This is a genomic window from Micromonospora sp. NPDC047548 (assembly GCF_040642975.1).
GTDB lineage: Bacteria > Actinomycetota > Actinomycetes > Mycobacteriales > Micromonosporaceae > Micromonospora.
In genome coordinates this window covers 1-21,961 of sequence record NZ_JBEYTI010000048.1, presented here as the reverse complement: position 1 = coordinate 21,961, position 21,961 = coordinate 1, and the positions used below count along the sequence as shown (strand labels likewise).

At 74.0% G+C, this 21,961-nt stretch carries 12 protein-coding genes, 1 tRNA gene and 1 pseudogene; 7 read left to right on the top strand and 7 right to left on the bottom strand.

All coding sequences use genetic code 11. The annotated features are described in order from the left end of the window. The first annotated feature begins 19 nt into the window (after nt 1–19). From ABZ807_RS28660 to ABZ807_RS28640, 5 genes are read left to right on the top strand one after another with little or no spacing between them, the layout of a single operon-like run. Entirely contained in the window at nt 20–1,906 is a 1,887-nt protein-coding gene (locus ABZ807_RS28660) for an HAD-IIIC family phosphatase (RefSeq protein WP_357164604.1), read from the top strand. Continuing rightward, nucleotides 1,899–2,147 carry a phosphopantetheine-binding protein gene (locus tag ABZ807_RS28655; protein WP_357100245.1) on the top strand — a complete coding sequence of 83 codons (249 nt, stop codon included), beginning with the start codon at nt 1,899–1,901 and terminating at the stop codon, nt 2,145–2,147. Before ABZ807_RS28660 ends, ABZ807_RS28655 begins: the two co-directional genes overlap by 8 nt. Then, complete coding sequence (locus tag ABZ807_RS28650; RefSeq protein WP_357164601.1) at nt 2,144–3,082, top strand: thiamine pyrophosphate-dependent dehydrogenase E1 component subunit alpha; 939 nt, start codon at nt 2,144–2,146, stop codon at nt 3,080–3,082. The genes ABZ807_RS28655 and ABZ807_RS28650 overlap by 4 nt, the downstream gene beginning before the upstream one ends. After that, nucleotides 3,075–4,088: a transketolase C-terminal domain-containing protein gene (locus ABZ807_RS28645; RefSeq protein WP_357164598.1), complete on the top strand. Its 1,014-nt coding sequence runs from the start codon at nt 3,075–3,077 to the stop codon at nt 4,086–4,088. Before ABZ807_RS28650 ends, ABZ807_RS28645 begins: the two co-directional genes overlap by 8 nt. Next, nucleotides 4,081–5,304 (top strand): 2-oxo acid dehydrogenase subunit E2, encoded by a 1,224-nt coding sequence (locus tag ABZ807_RS28640; protein WP_357164595.1) that lies wholly within the window; start codon nt 4,081–4,083, stop codon nt 5,302–5,304. Before ABZ807_RS28645 ends, ABZ807_RS28640 begins: the two co-directional genes overlap by 8 nt. A gap of 187 nt (nt 5,305–5,491) precedes the next feature. On the opposite strand, the gene ABZ807_RS28635 is transcribed toward ABZ807_RS28640, so the two are convergent. From ABZ807_RS28635 to ABZ807_RS28620, 4 genes are read right to left on the bottom strand one after another with little or no spacing between them, the layout of a single operon-like run. Continuing rightward, a complete protein-coding gene (locus ABZ807_RS28635; protein ID WP_357164592.1) occupies nt 5,492–5,710 on the bottom strand; it encodes an MbtH family NRPS accessory protein in 219 nt (72 codons plus the stop codon). Then, nucleotides 5,703–8,840 (bottom strand): beta-ketoacyl synthase N-terminal-like domain-containing protein, encoded by a 3,138-nt coding sequence (locus ABZ807_RS28630; protein ID WP_357164589.1) that lies wholly within the window; start codon nt 8,838–8,840, stop codon nt 5,703–5,705. Before ABZ807_RS28630 ends, ABZ807_RS28635 begins: the two co-directional genes overlap by 8 nt. Further along, on the bottom strand, nt 8,837–12,142 hold the full coding sequence (locus tag ABZ807_RS28625; protein ID WP_357164586.1) for an amino acid adenylation domain-containing protein: 3,306 nt from the start codon (nt 12,140–12,142) through the stop codon (nt 8,837–8,839). The genes ABZ807_RS28630 and ABZ807_RS28625 overlap by 4 nt, the downstream gene beginning before the upstream one ends. Then, on the bottom strand, nt 12,139–14,637 hold the full coding sequence (locus ABZ807_RS28620; protein WP_357164583.1) for a non-ribosomal peptide synthetase: 2,499 nt from the start codon (nt 14,635–14,637) through the stop codon (nt 12,139–12,141). Before ABZ807_RS28620 ends, ABZ807_RS28625 begins: the two co-directional genes overlap by 4 nt. A gap of 296 nt (nt 14,638–14,933) precedes the next feature. Here ABZ807_RS28620 and ABZ807_RS28615 point away from each other — a divergent pair, with 296 nt between their 5' ends. Then, the gene (locus tag ABZ807_RS28615) at nt 14,934–17,207 is read left to right on the top strand and encodes a BTAD domain-containing putative transcriptional regulator (RefSeq protein WP_357164580.1); all 2,274 of its coding nucleotides are present in this window, start codon (nt 14,934–14,936) and stop codon (nt 17,205–17,207) included. 295 nt (nt 17,208–17,502) lie between these two features. On the opposite strand, the gene ABZ807_RS28610 is transcribed toward ABZ807_RS28615, so the two are convergent. From ABZ807_RS28610 to ABZ807_RS28600, 3 genes and pseudogenes are all read right to left on the bottom strand, one after another. After that, entirely contained in the window at nt 17,503–17,766 is a 264-nt protein-coding gene (locus ABZ807_RS28610; protein WP_357164577.1) for a hypothetical protein, read from the bottom strand. A 92-nt stretch (nt 17,767–17,858) separates the two neighbouring features. Next, nucleotides 17,859–19,526: pseudogene (locus tag ABZ807_RS28605) on the bottom strand (hypothetical protein); the annotation flags it as partial. A gap of 97 nt (nt 19,527–19,623) precedes the next feature. Beyond that, nucleotides 19,624–19,752, bottom strand: a tRNA-OTHER gene (locus tag ABZ807_RS28600). A gap of 598 nt (nt 19,753–20,350) precedes the next feature. On the opposite strand from ABZ807_RS28600, the gene ABZ807_RS28595 reads away from it, so the two are divergent. Next, the gene (locus ABZ807_RS28595) at nt 20,351–20,866 is read left to right on the top strand and encodes a putative immunity protein (RefSeq protein ID WP_357164574.1); all 516 of its coding nucleotides are present in this window, start codon (nt 20,351–20,353) and stop codon (nt 20,864–20,866) included. Nucleotides 20,867–21,961: the final 1,095 nt, after the last annotated feature.

The following is a 21,961-nucleotide window of genomic DNA, read 5'->3' as shown; positions in this document are numbered from 1 at the left end:
GGAGAAGGAAGGAAACCTGATGAGAGTCGAGGAGCTGCTGTTCCGGATCCGCGGGCTACGCGGCCCGGACACGGTGCCGGACCCGACCGTGGCACCCGCGCTGGTGCACCTGGACGGCGCCCCGCCCGCCACCGTCGCCACGGCCGGCCGGCTGCTCGCCGGGGTGCCCGCGGACCGCCTGGCCTCCGAGGAGTTCCCGCTGCGCCCGCTGCGGGTGGCGGTCACCGGCACGTTCACCCCCGGCACCGTGGAGCCGCTGCTGCGGGTGGCGCTGCTGCGGGCCGGCATCACCCCGGAGATCCACGTCTCCGGCTTCGACCAACTGGTGCTCGACCTCAGCGATCCCCGCTCCGAGCTGGCCGAGTTCCGCCCCGACGTGACGCTCTGCCTGCTGCACGACGGCTGGTTCCTGCCGGCCGAGTGGGACCCCGGCGACCTGCCCGGGCTCGGCCACGCCCTCACCGACCGGGCCGAGGTGCTGGCCGCGGCGGTCCGCGGCTTCACCGCCGAGCAGGACGGCGCCGTGCTGCTGCACACCGTGCCGCTCTCCCCGCTGGAACACCGCACCGTGATCAGCTTCCGGGGCCGGGCCGAGCTGGGCCGCGCCTGGCGGCAGCTGAACGGCCGGCTGCTGGAGCTGGGCGGGCGGGACGGGGCGTACACGATGGACCTGGAGGCGCTGCTGGTCGACCACGACGGGCCGGTCCGAGACGAACGCCTCTACCGCTTCGCCAGCATGGCCTGGACGCCCACCGTGGAGCGCCGGTACGCCGCCGAGGCGGCCACCTTCTGCCTGGCGGTGCTCGGCCGCACCGCGAAGGTGTTGGCGCTGGACCTGGACAACACGTTATGGGCGGGAGTGCTCGGCGACGACGGGCTGGCCGGCATCCAGCTCGGCACCGACTACCCGGGCAACTGTCACCGGGACGTCCAACGGCGGGCCCTCGCCCTGCGCCGGCAGGGCGTCCTGCTCACCGTGTGCAGCAAGAACGACCCGGACGTGGTCGCCGAGGCGTTCGACCGGCACCCGGACCTGCTGCTGCGCGCGGACGACTTCGTCGCGCAGGCGGTCAACTGGGGACGCAAGGACGACAACCTGCGCCAGCTCGCCGAGACGCTCAACCTCGGGCTGGACGCGGTGGTCTTCGCCGACGACAGCGCCTTCGAATGCGAGCTGGTCCGCCGGGAACTGCCCGCCGTCCGGGTGGTGGAGCTGGCCGGCGACCCGGCGGGCTTCTCCGGCCGGCTGCTCGCCGAGGGGCACTTCACGGTGCTGGCCACCGGGGCCACCGACCGGGACCGCACGGAGCTGTACCGGGCCCGGGCCGACCGGGAAGGCTTCGCCGCCACCTTTCGCTCCGCTGAGGACTACCTGCACGAGCTGACGCTGCGGGTCGGCGTCCGGCCGGTGGACGAGCTGAGCCTGCCCCGGCTGGCCCAACTCGGGCTGCGCACCAACCAGTTCACCATGACCGACCGGGCGCACACCGAGGCGCAGACCCGGCAGCGCGCCGCCTCTCCCGACCACCTGGTGCTCACCGTCGAGGTGGCGGACCGGTTCGGCACTGAGGGGCTGGTCGGCGGCGTCTGGCTGGACCGGGCCGCCCCGGACCACTGGGTGGTGGAGAACTTCGTGCTGAGCTGCCGGGTCTTCTCTCGGGGCATCGAACACGCGGTGCTGCACCGGGTCGTCGAGCTGGCCCGGGCGGCGGGAGCGCACCGGCTGGAGGCGTTGTTCCGGCCCACCGCCCGCAACAAGCCAGGCGGGGCCTGCTGGCCGGCCGCCGGTTTCACCGTCGGGTCCACGTACGAAGGCACCACCCGCCACGTGCTGCCGCTCGACCCGCCGCCCCGGCTGCTGCCGGCGTGGATCGTCCTCGAGGAGGAGGGAGGCGTCCGTGCCTGAGGTGTTCACCACCGTCGCGGACCTCATCGAGCAGGTCGCGGACGTCCCGGCGGCGCGGATCGCGCCGGACGTCCGATTCGAGACGCTGGCCAACTGGACCAGCCTGGAGGCGTTGCGGCTGCTGGCCGCGCTGGAGGACGACCTCGGCGTCCGGCTGGACCTGCGCGCGTACCTGGCGGTCGGCCAGGTGGGCGAGCTGGTCGACCTGGTCGCCGCGGAGCTGGCTCGGGAGGCGTCGTGACCGCCACCCGGACCGAGGCGCCGCCGACCGGGCCGACCCGGCTCACCGACGCCGACCTGGACCTGCTGCTGCTCATCCGGCACTTCGAACTGGCCCTGCTGGACATGTTCGGCCGGGGCGAGCTGCACGGCACCACGCACACCTGCCTCGGGCAGGAGTACGTGCCGGTGGCGCTGCGCCCCCTGCTCGACGACGGCGACCACGTGTTCAGCAACCACCGCGGGCACGGGCACTACCTGGCCCGGTTCGCCGACCCGCACGGCCTGCTCGCGGAGGTGATGGGGCGGCAGGGCGCGGTCTGCCACGGCGTCGGCGGCAGCCAGCACATCCTGCGTGACCGCTACCTCTCCACCGGGGTGCAGGGCGAGAGCGCGCCGGTGGCCGCCGGGGTGGCGCTGCACCTGAAGCGGGCCGAGCCGGGCCGGCTGGCGCTGGTCTACGTCGGCGACGGCACCTGGGGCGAGGGTGCGGTCTACGAGGCGCTGAACATGGCGGCGCTCTGGGAGCTGCCGCTGGTGCTGGTGGTGGAGAACAACGGGATCGCCCAGTCCACCCCGACAGGGGTCCAGCTCGCCGGCAGCATCGGCGGCCGGGCCCGGGCGTTCGGGGTGGACCACCTGCTGGTCACCTCCACCGACACCAACACCGTCCGGGCCGAGCTGGCGCCGGTGCTGCGCCGGGTCCGGGATCGCTCCGCGCCGCAGATGGTGGAGTTGCTGACCCACCGGGTCGGCCCGCACAGCAAGGGCGACGACAGCCGCCGCCCGGAGGAGATCGGGCAAGCCCGAGCGCACGACTGGTACGGCCGCTACGCGGCGGCCTTCCCGGAGCAGTTCAGCGAGCACGACGAGCGGCAGCGCCGGTACGTGGCGGACGTGGTCCGGGAGGTCTCCGGCCGGCCGGCGAGCCGCTGGGATGGGGTTGACCGTGGCTGAGCGGGTGGTGGAGAACCTCAACCAGGCGCTGCACGCGCTGATGGCCGACGATCCGGGGCTGCACCTGCTCGGCGAGGACCTGGTCGACCCGTACGGCGGGGCGTTCAAGGTGACCCGGGGGCTCTCCGGGCGCTGGCCGGACCGGGTGCTGTCCACGCCGCTGAGCGAGGGCGGCATCGTCGGGGTGGCCGGCGGGCTCGCCCTGGCCGGGCAGAGCGCCATCGTCGAGATCATGTTCAGCGACTTCGTGGCGCTGGCCTTCGACCAGATCCTCAACTTCGCCAGCAAGTCCACCGCCATGTACGGCCGGCCGGTGCCGATGCGGCTGGTGGTCCGCTGCCCGACGGGCGGCAACCGGGGGTACGGCCCGACGCACAGCCAGAGCCCGCAGAAGCACTTCGTCGGCATCCCCGGCCTGACCCTGCACGAGGTGTCGCCGTTCCACGACAACCACGCGGTGCTTGCCCGGATGCTCGCCTCCGGCCGGCCCGGGCTGCTCTTCGAGGACAAGGTCCTCTACACCAACCGGATGTACGCCGACGGCGTGGTGGACGAATTGTTCCGCTACGACTACCTGGGCCCGGACGCCGGCACCGCCCGGATCTGGGTGGACGACCCGGAGCAGTGCGACTGCGTGCTGGTCGTCCCAGGCGGGCTGGCCGGCCGGGCCGTCCGGGTGGCCCGGGAGCTGCTGCTGCGCGACGACATCGTCTGCCAGGTGCTGGTGCCGTCCCGACTCTGGCCGCTCGACGTGGACGCGCTGCTGCCGAGCCTGGCCCGCGCCGGCCGGGTGGTGGTGGCCGAGGAGAGCACCGCCGGCGGCACCTGGGGGGCGGAACTGGCCCAGGCCGTGCACAGCCGACTCTGGGGAACCCTGCGGGTGCCGGTGCGGCTGGTGCACTCCGCCGACAGCGTGATCCCCACCGCCGCCCACCTCGAACGCACCGTGCTGGTGCAGGACACCGACATCCACCGGGCCGTTAAGGAGGTCGCCAGCGGTGATTGACCTGGTCGTTCCCAAACTCAACAACAACGACACGTCGTACGTGCTCACCGACTGGCTGGCCGAGGACGGCGAGCAGGTCGGCTCCGGCGACCCGATCGCCGTTCTGGAAACCTCCAAGGCGGCCGAGGAGCTGCTCAGCGAGGGCACCGGCGTGCTGCACCGGCTCACCACGGTCAACCAGGAGTGCCGGTGTGGGGACGTGATCGGCTACGTCTTCGCCAGCGAGGACGCCCGGCAGCGGTTCCTCACCGAGCACGCTCAGGCCAACGGCGGCCCGGCCGGCGGCGGCCGGGCGGACGGAGCCGGCGACGGCGTCGGGCCGGTGCTGACGGACTCGGCCCGGGAGCTGGCCGACGCGCACGGGATCAGCGACGCCGAGCTGCGTGACCTCGGGCGGGCGGTGGTGCGTCGTACCGACGTGGAACGCCTGCTGGCGAACCGGCAGGCGGCCCTGGCGACCAGCCCGGCCCCGACGGAGCCGGTGGTGGTGACCGCCGCCGCCAGCGACGGCGGCGCCGCGCCCGACGACGCCCGGCCGGTGCACCCGCTCTCCCGGGCGCAGCGGGCGGTGGCCGCAGTGGTCACCGAGTCGCACCGCGAGGTGCCGGCGGCGCTGGCCGTGGTGAAGGTCCGCGCGGACGCCGCCCTGACCGTGGCCCGGCAGCTCACCCGCGCCACCCGCACCCTGGTCGGCCTGCCCGAACTGCTGGTCAAGGCGATCGGCGGGTTGCGCGCCGAGCACCCGTTGCTCTTCGCCACCCCCGGCGACGGCACCAGCGTACGGCTGGCCGAGGCGGCGCACGTCGGAATCACCATCGACGTCGGCACCGGCCTGTTCGTCCCCGTGGTCCGCGACGTCGAGGAGCTGACCTGCGCGGAGATCGCCGAGACGCTGATGGACTTCCGCACCCGGGCCGGCGGCGACGGCTTCCGCGCCGGTGAGCTGGCCGGCGGCACCATCGTCGTCTCGCTGCACACCGACCCGGACGTGGTGCTCGCCGGCCCGATCGTCTTCCCCGGCCAGACCTGCGTGGTGGCGATCGGCGGCACCCAGGACGAGCTGGCCCTGGACGGAACGGGCTCGGTGGTGGTGCGCCGGTTCGTGAACATCAGCGCCGTCTACGACCACCGGGTGGTCAACGGGCGGGACGCGGTCGCCTTCCTCCAAGCGGTGAAGTCGGCCCTGGAAGCGCCGGACCGGCTCGCCGAGGAGTGAGGTGGTGGGGCGCCGGCGGTCCGCCGCCGGCGCCCGGGCAGCGGATGGTCGTCCGGCCGGGTGGCAGCGAAATCGCCGCCGATCGGTCAGTTGAGACGCCGGGCCCGCGATGTCCGCAGCTGCGGTGGGCGGACATCGCGGGCCCGCGGTGACGGGATGCCACGCATGACTCTGCCGGAATCGGCGGTCAGCCCACCCGGGCCGCCTCGGCGGCCAGGTGGGCGCGGACGCTGCGCGGGCGCATGTCGGTCCAGGTGCGCTCGACGAAGTCCAGGCACTCCTGCCGGCCACCGGCGCAGCCGGCGTCCCGCCACCCGGCCGGGAGCTCCTTGTCCCGGGGCCAGAGCGCGTACTGCTCCTCGTCGTTGACCAGGACGCGGTGCTCGCCGTCGTACTCGTCAGCCATCGCCATTCCTCTCCTCGTGTCGGGCCAGCGCAAGCTCGCGGGCCAGGCTTTCCGCGGACATCCCCCGGATCTCCTCGAGCAGGTCGGGCAGCAGATCGTCCGGGGCCGGGCCGGCGGCCGGGGGTACGTCGTCGGCCGGCTGCCGGGGCGCCGGGACCGGCCGGTCCAGCGCGGCCACGGCACGGGCCAGCGCGGCGAGCGTCGGCGACTCGAAGATCGCCCCCGGGGGCAGGTCGACGCCGACCGCGTCCCGGATCCGGGCGACCACCCGGGTGCCGAGCAGCGAGTGCCCGCCCAGCTCGAAGAAGTCGTCCTGCGGGCCGATGTCGTCCACTCCCAGCAGCTCCACCCAGATGCGCCGCACCACCTCGTACGGTCCGTCCAGGGTGGTCGGCCCCGTCGGGGACGCGGCGGCGACCGGCTCGGCCGGCGGGTCGACGTCGTCGACGGCGGGCAGCGGGTCGCGCCGGAACGGCTCCACCCAGTGCCGGCGCCGGTCGAACGGGTAGGTGGGCAACGGCACCCGCCGGCGCGGGCCGTTCCGCCATGGCAGCGGCACCCCGGCGAGCCAGAGCCGGCCGAGCGCCTCGGTGAGCGCGACCTTCTCCCCGGCCAGGGAGCGGTCGGCGGGCAGCGTGGTCACCACGGCGACCTGGCGGGCCGCCTCGTGCTGCCGGGCCAGGGTGGCCAGGGTCCGGCCGGGGCCGACCTCCAGCAGGGCGTGCCGCTGCCGCAGCAGCAGTTCCGCGCCGGCGCTGAACCGCACCGGTCGGCTGAGCTGCCGCACCCAGTACTGCGGGTCGGTGGCCTCGTCGTCGGTGAGCCAGCCGCCGGTCACGTTGGAGATCACCGGCAGGGTCGGCGGGCGCAGCGGCACGTCCCGCAGGTGGGCGGCGAAGCCGGGCAGCGCCGGGTCCATCATCACCGAGTGGAAGGCGTGCGAGGTGCGCAGCTCCCGGCAGGCCACCCCGCGCCCGCGCAGCGCTTCGGCGAGCGCGGCGACCGCGGCGTACTCCCCGGAGACGGTGGTCAGCCGGGGAGCGTTGCTGGCCGCCACCGACACCCCGGCCGGCAGCACCGGCTCCACCTCGTCGGCCGGCAGGTCCACCGAGAGCATCGCGCCGGGCGGCTGCGCCTGCATCAGCCGGCCGCGTACGGCGACAGTGGCGAGCGCGTCCGGCAGGGTGAAGACCCCGGCCAGGCAGGCCGCGACGTACTCGCCCAGGCTGTGCCCGGCCAGCGCGGCCGGCCGGACGCCGCGGTGGCGCAGCAGTTCGGCGAGGGCGTACTCGACGGCGAAGAGCGCCGGCTGGGTCAGCCAGGTCTCGTCCAGCGCGGGCGCCGGGGCGACCGCGTCGCCGGCCGGGTAGAGCAGCGCGCGCAGGTCCAGGTCCAGGTGCGGGCGGAGCAAATCGGCGCAGCGGTCGAAGACCTCCCGGTAGACCGGCTCGCTCCGGTACAGGGCGCGCCCCATGCCCGGGTACTGGGCGCCCTGGCCGGGGAAGAGCAGCGCGACGCCGGCCGGGCCGGCGGCGACGCCGGTGCGGACCAGCCGCGAGTCCGGGTCGGCGAGTTGGGCGGCGGCGTCCTTGGCGCTGGTGGCGACCGCGACCAGCCGGTGCGGGAACTCCCGCCGGGCCGCCCGCAGGGTGTACGCCACGTCGGCGAGCGGCAGGTCCGGCCGTTCGGCCAGGTGCGCGGCGAGCCGGTCCCGGGCCCGGCCGAGCGCGTCGGCGTCCCGGGCGGAGAGGACCAGCAGCCAGGGTCGCTGGTCGGCGCCCTCACCTGGCGCCGGGGACTCGGTGTCCTCCACGGCGGCCGGGGCGGCGTCCCTCGGGGCGGCCTCCAGGATGACGTGGGCGTTGGTGCCGCCGATGCCGAAGGAGCTGACCGCCGCCCGGGGCGGGGTTTCCCGCTCCGGCCAGGGCAGCGGGGTGGTGTTGACGTGGAACGGGCCGCCCGCCAGCCCGGGGTGCGGCTCGGTGCAGTACGGGCTGGGCGGCAGCACCCGGTGGTGCAGCACCAACGCCGCCTTGATCAGCCCGGTCACCCCGGCGGCCACGTCCAGGTGGCCCAGGATCGACTTGATCGAGCCGATCGCGCACCGCCCGTCCCCGCCGGCGCCGCGGAACGCCTCGCCGAGCGCCCGCAGTTCGATCTGGTCGCCCAGTTCGGTGCCGGTGCCGTGCGCCTCCACGTAGCCGATGCTGGCCGGGTCCACCTCGGCCAGTTCCTGCGCGGCCCGGATCACCGCGACCTGGCCGTCCACCCCGGGGGCGGTGAAGCCGACCTTCACCCGGCCGTCGTTGTTGATCGCCGAGCCGCGGATCACCGCGTACACGGTGTCGCCGTCGCGGCGGGCGTCGGCCAGCCGGCGAAGCACCACCAGCGCCGCGCCATCGCCGCCGACGGTGCCGGTGGCGCGGGCGTCGAAGGGCCGGCAGTGCCCGTCCCGGGACATGATGCCCCCGACCTCGTGCCGGTAGCCGGTGCCGCCGGGCAGCCGCACGTGCGCCCCCCCGGCCAGCGCCACGTCGCACTCCCGGGCCAGCAGCGCCTGCGCCGCCAGGTGCACCGCGACCAGCGACGACGAGCAGGCGGTCTGCACCGCGACGGCCGGCCCGCGCAGGTCCAGGTGATACGCCACCCGGGTGGGCAGCGAGTCCTTGTCGTTGGCGAGCATCAGCTCGTACTCCGAGACCGAGCCGAGCCGCGGGTTGCCGAACAGGTGGTGCAGCAGGTACCCGCTGGCCGCGCAGGAGGCGTAGACGGCGACCAGCCGGTCCGGGTCGCCGTCGAGGTGGCCGGCGCGTTCCAGCGCCTCCCAGGCGCACTCGAGGAAGAGCCGTTGCTGCGGGTCGATCAGGCGGGCGTCGCGCGGGGAGTAGCCGAAGAAGGTGGCGTCGAAGCGGTCCACGTCCGGCAGTGTCCCGTGCGCGGGCACCAGGTCGGAGTGTCGCCGGTCCACCTCGGTCAGCCCGGCGGCGGCCAACTCCTCGTCCGAGAAGCGGGTGATGGTCTCCTGCCCGGCCAGCACCCGCCGCCACAGCTCGTCGACGTCGGCGGCCCCGGGAAAGTGGCCGGCCAGCCCGACGATGGCGATCTCAAGTCCGGTCTCCTGCGTGGTCACGGCCGTCCCTCCCCCACCGGCACCGGGCGGGTCCGGCGGGCCCGGTCGGCCAGTGCCTGTTTGCGTTCGTCCCGCCGCCGGCCGGCGGCGGTGTCCCCGGCCTGCGGGGACGACGGCTCGTCCGCCCCGGCCAGGAAGCGGGCCAGCAGGGCGACCGTCGGGTGCCGGAACAGCTCGACCGCCGGCACCGGCCGGTCGAGCCGGTCCACCAGCCGCTTCTGCACCTTGGCCAGCAGCAGCGAGGTGCCGCCCAGGTCGAAGAAGTTGTCGTGCGCGCCCACCTCGGTCAGCCCGAGCACCTCCCGCCAGGTGTCCGCGACGGCGCGTTCCAGCTCACCGTCCGGCGCCACGTACGCGCCGTCGAGGTCCGGCCGGGTGACGGCGGGGGCGGGCAGCCGGGCCTGGTCGAGCTTGCCGCTGGCGGTCAACGGCAGGTCCGGCACCACCACGAACGCCGCCGGCACCAGGTAGCGGGGCACCTGCCGGAGCAGTTCGCGGCGCAGCTCGTCCACCTTCAGCCCGTCGCCGACCAGGTAGCCGACCAGCCGCCGCCCGCCCGGGGGGTCGGTGCGGACGACAGCGGCGGCCCGGCGTACCCCGGGGCACTCCCGCAGCCGGGCCTCCACCTCGCCCAGCTCAATCCGGTAGCCGTTGATCTTCACCTGGTCGTCGCCCCGGCCGAGGAAGACGAGCTGCCCGTCGGCCCGGTACCGGACCAGGTCCCCGGTCCGGTACATCCGCTCCCCCGGGGTGGCGGCGAACGGGTCGGGCAGGAACCGCGCGGCGGTCAGCGCCGGGTCGCCCAGGTAGCCGCGGGCCACCCCGGAGCCGGCGACGAACAGCTCGCCGGGTACGCCGCGCGGCACCGGCCTCAGCGCGGAGTCCAGCACGTAGGCGCGCACCCCCGACAGCGGCCGGCCGATCGGCAGCTCCCCGTCGTCGACGGCCCGGACGGCGGCGGTGGCGGTGACCGTGGCCTCGGTCGGGCCGTACCCGTTGACCAGGACCCGGCCGCCCGACCAGGCGGCGGCGACGTCCGGTGCGCAGGGCTCCCCGCCGACGGTGAGCACCCGCAGCCGCGGCACAGCCGCAGGGTCGAGCGCGTCGAGCACCACCGGCGGCAGGTCGGCGACGGTGATCCGGTGCCGGGTCAGCGCAGCGGCGAGGTCGGGGCCGGGGGTGCGCTCGTCCGGGCCGAGCAGGCGCAGCTCCGCTCCCGCGGTGAGCGCGGTGACCAGGTCGGACAGCGAGACGTCGAAGCTGACCGAGTGGTACTGGAGCACCCGGTCGTCGGGGCGGACGCCGATCAGCCGGCGCTGCGCCTCGGCCAGGTTGCGCAGCCCCCGATGGGTGCCGACAACCCCCTTCGGGCGGCCGGTCGAGCCGGAGGTGTAGATCAGGTAGGCGGCGGCGTCCGGATGGCAGCCGGCCGGCGGATCGTCGGTGCCGGTCTCGTCCGGGTCGTCCAGCCGCAGCCGGGGCACGTCGGTTGCCGGCAGCGCCAGCTCGGTGCCGGCCCGGGTGACCACCAGGCCGGCGGCGGCGTCGATCAGCAGGTGGGCCAGCCGCGCCGCCGGTAACTGCGGGTCCAGCGGCAGGTAGACCCCGCCGGCCCGGAGCACGGCGAGGACGGCGACCGGCCAGTCCGGCCCGGTCGGCAGGCAGACCCCCACGGTGCTCTCGGCCCGCACCCCGCGCGCCCGCAGCCGCCGGGCCAGCCGGTCCGCCCGGGCGTCCAGCTCCCGGTAGGTCAGCCGCTGGTCCAGGTACGCCACGGCGACCGCGTCCGGGGTCTCGGCCGCCCAGCGGGCCACCAGCTCGGGCAGGGTGCGCCGGTCGGCCACCGGGGGTGCGGTGGAGCCCCACCGGTCCACCACCTCCCGGCCGTCGGCCGGGGAGAGCAGCGGCAGCCGGTCAACCGGGGTGTCCGGGGCGGCCAGCGCGGCGGTGAGCAGGGTGTCGAGCTGGTCGGCCAGCGCCCGGGCGGTCGCCGCGTCGAAGAGCCGGCTGCGGTACTCGATCCGCCCGTCGATCCGCCCGTCCCGGGGGATGACGGTCAGCGTCAGGTCGAACATGGACGTGCCGGTGTGGGTCTCCCCGCTGGCCAGCACGGTGAGGCCGGGCAGGGTGAGGCGGTCCTCCCAGCCGTCCTCCACCGCGAGCATCACCTGGGCGAGCGGGTGCCGGGCCCGGTCGCGCTCCGGCCGCAGCTCCTGGACCAGCGCGTCGAACGGCACCGGGTCGGTGAGCGCGGTCAGCGCACCGTCGCGGAGCTGGTCGAGCAGTTGGCCGAAGGTGCGGCCGGCCTCGATCCGGCTGCGCAGCACCAGCGTGTTGACGAAAAACCCGACGGCGGTCTCGCTGTCGATGGTCTGCCGGTTCGCCACCGGGGTGGCGACCAGCAGGTCCGGCTGCCGGCTGCGGCGGTGCAGCAGCGCCGCCCAACCCGCCGCGAAGATAATGTACGGGGTGGCGCCGGTGCGCCGGCCCGCCTCGGCCACCCGGTCGGCCAGCGCCGACGGCCAGGAGAACTCGATCTCGTGGCCGGCGTCCTCCAGCTCCGCTGGGCGGGGCCGGTCGGTGGGCAGGTCCAGCCCGGGCGGTGCGCCGGCCAGCGCGTCCCGCCACCAGCCCAGCCGGCGGGCCAGCTCGGCCGGGTCGAGCAGCCGGTCCTGGGCCAGCGCCGCCGGGACGTCCCGGGGCACCGGCGGCAGGGCCGGCTCGCGTCCCGCCTGGTACGCGGCGTACGCCGTCGACAGCTCGTCGAAGAGCAGCCCCATGCTCCAGCCGTCGCAGACCACGTGGTGCAGGGAGAGCAGCAACGACCAGTCGGCCGGCCCGGTGCGGCACAGGGTGGCCCGGACCAGCAGACCCCGGGCCAGGTCGAACGGGCGGCGGGCCTCGTCGGCGGCGTACCCGTCGATCCGCTCCCGCGGGACGTCCACCACGGTCAGCGGCAGCCCAGTCGGCGGCAGCAGCAGCTGGTGCGGTTCGCCGTCCAGCGGCACGAAGACCGTACGCAGCGCCTCGTGCCGGGCCACCACCAGGTCCAGCGCGGCGCGCAGCGCCCGCAGGTCCAGCTCGCCGCGCAGGTCCACCCGATACGGCACGTGGTAGGCCGGGCTCTCCTCACGGAGCTGGGCCAGCAGCAGCATCCACTGCTGGGCGGTGGTCAGCGGATACACCCCGTACCGGTCGCCGTCGGCGCGGACGGCTGCCAGGAACGCCGCCCGCCGCTGCGGCGGCAGGGCGTCGACCCGGCGCAGCAGTTCGGCCGGGTCCAGGGCGGCCCCGGCGGTCACCGGGCCCCCGCCCCGCGCTCGAGCTGGTCCAGCAGCCCGGCGAGGTCTGCCGGGGCCGGCCCGTCCAGCGGGTCGGCCGGCGCCACCGGCTGCTCCGCCGCTGGCACCGGCCGGCCGCTCGCGGCGGCGATCTGGTCGGCGGCGGCGGCCAGCGCGGCCACCGTGGGGTGGTCGAAGACCAGCCGCAGCGGCACCTCCACGCCGACGGCGGCGGAGAGCCGGGAGCGGACCCGGGTGGCCTTCAGCGACCGGCCGCCGAGGTCGAAGAAATCATCGTCGCGGCCGTGCACCGGCACGCCGAGCACGTCCTGCCAGATCCCGGCGACCACCCGCTCGGTCGGGGTGCGCGGGGCGGTGTCCGGAACGTCCGGCTCCGCCGCAGTGTCCGGCGGCGGCAGGGCGGTCGGGTCCACCTTGCCGTTGCGGTTGAGCGGCAGCTTCGGCAGCGGTACGAAGACCGCCGGCACCAGGTGGTCGGGGAGCAGTTCCCGGGCCCGGGCCCGGACCGCCTCGACGTCCACCCCCTCGTCGGGGACCACGTACGCCACCAGCCGGGCGTCGCCGGCGGCGTCCCGGTCGGCGCGTACCAGGGCGTCCCGCAGCAGCCCGCCGCCGCGCAGCACCTCGGTCACCTCGCCGGGCTCCACCCGGTAACCCCGGATCTTGACCTGCTGGTCGGCCCGGCCGACGAACTCGATCTGCCCGTCGGCGCGCTGCCGGACCAGGTCCCCGCTGCGGTAGAGGCGGCCACCGGGGCGCGGGCCGAACGGGTCCGGCACGAACCGCTCCGCGGTCGCCCCGGCCCGGCCGAGGTACCCGCGGGCCACCCCGTCCCCGCCGATGAACAGCTCCCCGAGCACCCCGGGCGGCATCGGCTGGAGGAGGTGGTCGAGTACGTAGACCCGGGTGTTGGCGACCGGGCCGCCGATCGGCACCACCGGGTCGTCGGCGGTCAGCTCCGCGCAGTCGTACGTGGTGGTGTAGGTGGTGCCCTCGGTCGGGCCGTACCCGTTGACCAGCCGGGTGTCCGGGCAGCCGGCCCGCAGCCGCTCCACCGCCACCCGGTCGGCCTGCTCGCCGCCGAAGGTCAGGTAGCGCAGCCCTGCCAGCGCGTCGGGGGCGTCCATGGCGAGCTGCCGGGCGACCGAGGTGGCCAGAAACATCATGGTCACGCCGTCGTCGCGCAGCCGGCCGCGCAGCCGCTCCGGCACGATCACCTCGTTGATGTCCAGGTCGGCGAGGCAGGCCCCGTTGAGCAGCACGCCCCACACCTCCAGGGTGGCGGCGTCGAAGGACATGGTCGCCGCCTGCCCCATCACGTCGCCGGGCCGGACGTCGATGAAGTCGGTGTCCCGGACCAGCCGGACGATGTTGCGGTGGCTCACCCCGGTGCCCTTGGGCCGGCCGGTGGAGCCGGAGGTGTACATCACGTAGGCGAGCTGGTCGGGGTGGACGGCCGCCGGCGCGGACGGAGCGGCCGACTGCTCCTGCGCCGGCAGCCGGTCGACGGCGACCCGGGTGGCCGGCCCGTCGGGGAGCCGGTCGGCCAGCGCGGCGGTGTGCAGGACGACCTGCGGGGCAGCGTCGGCGCACATCAGCGCGAGCCGCTCCCGGGGGTACCCCGGGTCCAGCGGCAGGTACGCCGCACCGACCCGGAGCGTGGCCAGGGCGGCCACCGTCCAGGTCTCGGTGTCGGTCAGGCAGAGGCCGACCAGGCTCTCCCCGCCCACCCCGAGCCCGCGCAGGTGGCGGGCCAGGCAGTCGGCCCGCCGGTCCAGTTCTCGGTAGGAAACAATGTGCCCGCCGTGCCGCAGCGCCGGGGCGTCCGGGGTCCGCTCGACCCACTGCGCGAACAGCTCCGGCACCGACCGGTCGCGCGGGTACCCGGTATCGGTGGCGTTCCACTCGGCGAGCACCCGGCGGTGGGTGGCGTCGTCCAGCACCGGCAGGTCGGACAGGCGGCTGTCGGGGCGTTCCCCGGCGCGGGCCAGCAGCACGGCCAGGCCGCCGGCGGTGAGCAGGTCGGGTGCGGTCGCCGTAGCGCCGTCTTCGGCGAGCCGGACGACGAGGGCGGCGCGGGCGCCGGCCGGGTCCGGGCCGACGGCGACGACCGGTCGCGGGCCGGGTACGGGCACCGGCAGCTCGGCGGCGTGCCGACGGGATGCGAGGATCGCGGTGGCAACCATTTCGCGCAGTTCCGTCCACGTGGGATTCTCGGGCAGCCGCACCGGGACGGGCAGCCAACCGACCGGCGCGTCCGGGCCGGCGGGGATCTCGGCAAGCAGGTCCCGCCGCCCGGTCCAGCGGTGCACCAGACCGAGCAGACCGGCCAGGACGCCGATCAACGGGTCGACCGGACCGGCCGGCACGGCCACCGCGGCGGGCGGGTCACCGTCTGGGGCCGGCGGGCCGGGCAGCTCGGGCGACTCCGGCAGCGCGGCGAGCTGCCGTTGCCAGTGAGCGCCGAGGTGAGGGTCGACCGGTCGTTCGGTCATCGGGTCTCATCTCCGATCGGCGGGTGAGGAGGCGATGACCGGGATTCTGGAACCGGGGGGTGCCGGTAGCTTGTACGACCGCTGCGGGTGCCGTGCCGACTGTCTGAGGGAATCCTGAGCGCAGTCATATGCCAATAGCGCATAGCCGTCAGTAAGTTCAACGTCTCTTTTGGTTATGGCGATGTCGCTCGATGGGAGCAATGATTCGAGCGGGGGGGAAGTGCACCACGCGACGACTCAGCGTCGCTCGACTACCCCGCCTGCCTGATCCTCCACGAGAGACCCAGGAGCGGTGGATGTCCGCACACCATGCCCACGAAGCCTGGCGTCCGTCGACGCGGGCGCCGAGCGGAAGGAGCGTCGACCCGTCGTCCGACGGGACGTCGGCGGCTGATCTCGGGCCGGCGCTGCGCCGACTCGCCGACGCCGGCGACCGGAAGGCCGGCCACCTGTGGCTGGTAGCACAGCCCGACCTGTTCGCCGCCCCCGGCGGCGACCCGGCCGCCGAGGCGTGGCGCGACGCACTCCGCCACCACCTGGCCAAGGAGTACGCGGCGGCCCAGGCCCGGCTCGTGCCGGTCCCGGCCGGCACCGCCGGCCCGCACGCGGTCCAGGTGCACTGCTTCGCCGCCGTCCACCACCTGCTCGACGGCGACCTGGAGCAGGCGGCGGCCAGCACCGAGGAGGCGGTCCGGCTCGCCGGCGACTGCCTGAGCGCCACCGCCGCGCAGGCCACCGTGCGATTCTCCGCACTGCTGGCCGCCGCGCGTGGGGACGAGACCGTCGGCCGGGCCCGCCCCGAACTCACCGGCGACCTGGACCAGGCCGACGCTGGGCTGTTCCGCCTGATGATCCACCTCGACCTCGCCGACCACGCGCTGACCTCCGGCGGCAACGGCGACGCGCTGCGGCATGCCGAAGCGGCGATCCGGCTGACCGAGGTCGCCGGGCTCACCGGCTACGAGCCGTACGCGCTGAGCCTGGGCGCCGCGACGAAGTGCCAGCTCGGCCGGCTGGAGGAGGCGCTCGCCGACGGGGCCGCCGCGCGGCGGCTGCGGGAGCTGGCCGGGATCGGCCACGACGAGGCGTACTGCCTGGCGACCCTGGGCATGGTGCACCGCCGGCGGCGGGAGACGCGCCAGGCCCGGCAGTCGCTGGAGGCAGCACTCGCCGCGCTCGACGCCGACGCCGGCCCGCTCGCGCTGCGGGTCTGGATCCTCGCCGAACTGGCCCGGGTACGCGCCGCCGACGACCTGACCGCCGCCGAGGCGTACGCCGAACGCGCGGTGGCCGTCGCCGGCGACCCGCACCGGCCGTACGCGCTGCTGGCCCGCGGCTGGGTGGCGCTGCTGCGCGGCGACACCACCCGGGCCCACCACGACGCCGCCGAGGCCCGCACCGGCGCGACCGTCGGCCGGCGGCGCGCCACCCTGATCCAGGCGCTCCAGCTGATCGTGCTGGCCGCGCCGGACCCACGGGCCGCAGCCGGGCTGCTCGACGACGCCGCCGCGCTGTCCCGCGAGACCGGCGACCGGGCCGAGGAGGCCGCCGTCCGACTGATCGCCGCTCGGCTGCGCGGCCGGCCGGCCCGGCGCGGCGCGGAGGGCGCCGAGCAGCAACTGCGCCGCTGCGGGGTACGCCTCGACGTCGGCGTCGCCGACGGGCTCACCGCGATGACCCTGCGGGTCCCGGCGGTTGTCATCCACACCCTCGGCGACTTCCGCGTGTTCCGCGCCGGCGCCCTCGTCCCGTACGGCGAGTGGCAGTCCAAGAAGGCCCGTGACCTGCTGAAGATCCTGGTGGCACAGCGCGGGCGGGCCGTTCCTCGGATCCGGCTGATGGAGCTGCTCTGGCCCGACGAGTCCCCCTCGCGCACCGCCAACCGGCTCTCCGTGCTGCTCTCCACCCTGCGCCGGGTGCTCGGCACCGGGCGGCACGGGGAGGCCGGCGCGGTGCTCGCCGACCGGGGCTCGGTGGCGATCGACCTGGACGTGGTCGACGTGGACGTGGAGGCGTTCCTCACCGCCGCCGAGGAGGCCCAGGCGGCGCAACGGGCCGGGCAGCCGGACGCGGCCCGGCTGCTGGCCCGGGCGGACGAACTCTACGGCGGCGACTTCCTCGCCGACGACCCGTACGAGGACTGGGCGCAGCCGCTGCGCGACGAGGCGCAGGCGGCGCACACCAGCGTGCTGCGCGCTCTGGCCCAGCACGCCCCGGACACCGACCAGAAGCTCGTCTACCTGATGCGGCTGGTGCACCGCGACCCGTACGACGAGGACACCCATCTGGAACTGGTCCAGGTGCTCCAGGCGGCCGGCCGGCACGGGGAGGCGCAGCGCCGCTACCGCGCCTACGTCGACCGGATGCGGGAACTGGGCATCCGGCCCAGCGGGGGGCTGCTGCCGGGCAACTCCGGCGGCGGGCGGGACCGGACGATGGACGCCCAGCCGGGTGCCACCGCGCTGCCCCGGTACTGGTCGGCCGGGGTCGCCGCGAACCGCTGGCCGAGCGGGATCCCGTCGCCCCGGGCGGCGGCGGACCGACGCTCCCTCATCGGCCGCCCCGCCTGAGCAGGCCGGGCACCGCCCTCAGGCGTCCCGCCCGCCGCCCACGGCGCTGGTCGGCGGGGCGGCCGGGTAGGCCCGGGTCTCCGCGGCCCGCACCGGCCAGACCCTCGGGCATCGCGGTCAAGGTCATCAACCACTACGGCGACGAGGTTCTGAAGGTCTACGACGTGTGATGAGGCGTGGGAAGTGGTGCCGGAATTGACAACCGGGCCGCTTTCGGTCGCGCCGCCTCCGCTCGATCCAGAAGGCCCAACACGAGGCCGAGTTCGATACCGCGCCTCAAGCCGAACTCACGCGGCTACGCGTCCTGCAGTCCCGGTTGCCCGAACTGCTCGTCGGCGCGTTCCGTGACGCGACCGCCGATCTCGGGGCGACCATCGACAAGTTGGAAGCGGCCGGATACCTGGCGCACGAGACCGCGCAGCTGCTTCACGTGGCGCTGACCCGCGCCGGCAACGCCGGACCGGCCATCGGCGATGGCGCACCGGGCATCACAAGTAGCCGATGTGAGTGCGTCGTCGAGGCAGCGTGCTGCTTGAGTCCCACGGATCACCTTCGGCAACTACACGAGGCGAGGCTTGATCACAGTCCGAGGAGAGCGCGGGCGCTGAACACCAGATCCTCCGCTTGCGCGGAGGTCCCGAATCGAACCGTCAGGGGCACGTCGATGAACTCGGTCGCACCGTTCGTCGCGTCGGTGATGTCGCCGGAGTGCACCATGCCGTCGTGGTGGTAGTTCGTCCAGGACACCTGACCCGCGGCGTGGAACTCGTCATCGAGCAGCAACACCGACAGGTCGTAGTCGGTGCGAAGATTGGCCTGGCGCCAGTACGTGAAGAAGCGCAGCAGCTCACCGGATACCGACGCCCGCGAGCCCCTCGGCAGCACCGCGAATCCGCCTTCAGCCGCCTTGCCGGACAGCGGCAGTGCGACGTCGAGCACCTCCGGGTCCACCACCAGCGGTCGCTGCGACTCCGGCAGCCGGGCGCTGATTTCCGCGTCGAGCAGCGACGACAGCTCGGCCACCAGCCCGGCGGGCAGCGGTGGCCGCTCGTCGGGACCGACCCACGCGTTGCGTGAGCGGCTCGCGTACATCCGGGCGGACGCGGGCGTCAGCCGGTTGTCGACATGCTCCCGCAGCGAGAGGAGCACACGGCCCGACGCCGAGCCGAGCGCCCCGGTGACTGCTTGGACCACAACGGTCCGCTCCGACGCCGACGCCGACGCCCGCCGCAGCAGCCGGTCCGCGGAGCGCAGAAGCAGACCCGGCGCAGCCGACAGCACCGACGCGGCCGGGCCAATGGCTCCGGCGCGGATCGCCGCCTCCGCACGGCCGGCGAGGTTGCGTACCCGGCGCTCGCCACGCGCGACCGCGAACACCTCCTGCGCGTACGGCCACTCGTCGTACTCGTGCGGGTGCAGCCGCTCCCCGAGCCGCTTCCACCGTTCCGCGTAGCGCACGACGTCACCGAGCTTGTCCGGGCTCGCGCCGACGACCTCGTTCAGCGCGGCCAGCAGGATCCGCCGCTCCCGGCGCCGGAAGGCACGAAATCGCGTGGGTGTCACGAGCGAGACGTCCCCACCGGAGACCTGGCAGGCAAGGCGCAGCACGTCGGTCGTCGTGTCCACGGCGATCAGCGGCCGCCCGAGGACCAGCCGGATCCCATTGAGCACGGCACGGTTTTCCCGCACCGGGATCTCGGCCGGCTGCACGCCGTCCACGCAGGCGACCGCGAGCTCGCTGAGGATCGCGAGGTCCGCCCTCGCCGTGTGGCGTCGAGCTCCCAGCCAGGGCCAGATAGAGCCGCGCCGCCTCCACGTCGGCAGCGTCGCCGAGACGCAGCAAGGTCACCCGGTCACCAGCCGCGGTGATCAGCTGGTCGTGCGCGGCCAACAGCTCGGCGTAAGCGTGCTGGTAGGCGCATAGGCCGGCAGGTCGAGCACATTCACCCCACTCGAGACGACCGCGTCCCGCAGCTGCGCGTCGGTCGCCGTGCCGCCGCCGGTGAGCACGGCCGCCCGCAGCCGCTCCACCCAGAACTCGACGGTGTCCGGCACATCGTCCGGGAAGCCGATGAAATAGGCGTTGTGCTGAACATGGTCGCCGATCAGCTCGCGCACCGCGGACACGACCGTGGCGGCGAGATCCAACGCAGGCCCGGGGGCCAGGGTACCGACGTGTTCCAGCAAAGCCCGCGACGCCGAGAACCCGACATCGAGCAGCGCCGCATCCAGTTGCCGGGCCACCGACGTGCCGTCACCAACCGCGCCAGTACTCGCCGGCACGCGCAGTGTCTTCTGGATAATCAGCTTCTCGAGCACGCGGTCCTCCTTCCGCTGGTGGTGACCCTCGAAACAGCTAACCGGACGCCAACCGGGAGTCGACTCCGGCAGTTGCCGGCTTGCAGCCCCGGCGCAGTGGGTCGCCGGGGATTCAAACCCCGAACCCTTCGGTCCAACCAGGAGAAGGAAGCACTGCCATAACCGCGCAGGCGGAGAGCGGACGCGCTACTCAGCCGAATGCTCTGTCCAGTTGAGCTAGCGACCCAGATGTCGATCATGCGACAGGCCGAGTCGGCAAGGCTACCGGGTTTCGGCGTCGCTGCCGCGATACGTACGATGTCCCTGCCGAGATCGCTGACGTCGAGGAGTTCCACCAGGCCGGCGGGGTCTGGCTGAGCACCCCGACGCCCAGTGTGCCTGGTCTGGAACCCGCCGAGGTGAGCATCCCCGGCATCTCGATCGGCGCACGCTCATGCCGCCGACGATGCGGTCGTGCCGAGTACAGGATGTGGAGGGGATCCCGGGTCAGGGCGCACGACGCCCGAAGGCCCGCTCTGGTGCTCGACACGAACGACGCTACGGCGGAAGATGCGATCCATCCCTTAGAGGACATCTCGTTCAGGTACGTGATGGTGTGTTTGTTTCGGGTTGGTGGTCGCGTCAGGATGGCGCCCGTTTACGACTGGAACGTTGGCAGCTGAGCTAGTCGACATGCCGGGGCGACTACAGCTGAGCCGCCAACGATCACGGGCTGGAGGGAAGCGATTGCGGCACGGCGGCGCCGCGGGCGACCAGCAGGGCACCAACCAGCGTGTATCAGACCAGACCTGAATGAGATGCCCTCAAAGAAGGAGCGCCCAACCATGATCCTCCCGAAGGTTCGGGACCCTCGCTTCATCACGCTTCGTCGCGGTGGGACCCTTACTGATTCGGATCATCATCTCCTCGCTCTTTGGGCGGCGTCGTGCGCGGAGCACGTCCTTCACCTGTTCGAGTCGGTTCAGCCTGAGGACCCACGACCACGTGAAGCGATCGAGCACGCACGCGCCTGGGTGCGTGGTGAGGTCAAGATGATGCAGGCTCGCGCGGCGGGCGGCCATGCGATGGGCGCGGCTAGAGACCTGCGTGGGGCAGCACGGCATGCCGCGTACGCTGCTGGCCAAGCGGGGGTCGTCGCACACGTCGCCGCACACGAACTCGGCGCGGCCGCCTATGCGATCAAGGCCGCACGTGCTGCCGCGCCGGAAGGCGAGAGCGATGCCGCAGGGCAACTCGAGTGCCGATGGCAGCGTGACCAACTCCCGCCGGCGATTCGCGAGCTCGTGCTCGACGACCAGCGGTTGCGCAACGACATCTGCTGGTCGGTGTTCGACTGCTGAACAGGGCGTGGGGGCTGCGAGCCCACCCCAGCGCTCATGCGAATCTGCCGCGAAGCGCTCGTCACGCGAGGTAACCCCGTCACGGGTGTATGCATCCGGACGCAGCCGAATTGAGCGTGTAGAGCCGTGCTCATCGGCCAAGTCTCACGGCGCCGGGCGGCGCTCCAACCCGCGTCAGGCGATTCGCTCTGCACCGTATCCGTGGCGCATCCGGAACTTCATCGGCTCGGTCGGCTGCGGCCACCAGAGGCAGACGCGCGTTCAACAGCAACCGGTAGCGCACCCCGTCGACACGCGCCTGGAGGCGATAGTGGTTGCGCCCTACCGTCGGCGGCTCCACCGGCCCGACAACAAGACCGCCGGTCTTCCTCGCCAGTTGGTGCACGACCACAAGCCAGACGGACGCAACAGCAGGGTCAACGCAAGCTGCTGCGACACCAGCGACAAGCAGCTGCTACGCCCGCTCTCCGGCGAGATCGTCGATGAGCCAACGAAGCGCGGAGACCGCGTTCGAGTAGCGAGGATAGCGAGGATTCTGGTTCGACTTGGGCGATCGTGCCGAGATGAGCGCGGTTCACGGACGCCGGCGCAGCTGAGTCGGCCGCCGCGCGGTCATCAGGCGTCGCTCGCTTGGCGAGGAACTCGGAGAGCAGTTGGGCCTGATCAACGAATATTCGCAGGCAGCGTAGCCGAACCGCATCTACGAGCCCGACAGGATCGGCAGCACGCCATGCGACCGTCTCCGACGTTCACGCCTGCCACGAGATCGATTCGAACCCGACCGCTACAGGCCACGTTGTATGAAGGCACGGAGTGAGTTGCACTCCGCAATCACAGCCCACTTGGAGGCCCCGTGCGGCGCCTTAGCGTCCTCGCCACACTGTCCGTCGCAGCCGTACTGCTCATCCCCCCGACCAGCGCTTCGGCCCAAGGCACCATCTCCTCCCTGTCGATCTCCCCCTCCTCCGTCCGTGACGGTGCCCCCTCCCAGGGGACCGTGACCGTTGCCAGTGAGTGCTTTGTGGCGCTCATGTGGCAGTTCTGCCTTGCGGCACAACGGTCCCGGTCTTACCCGCGCAGAGCGCGGGGCCGGGT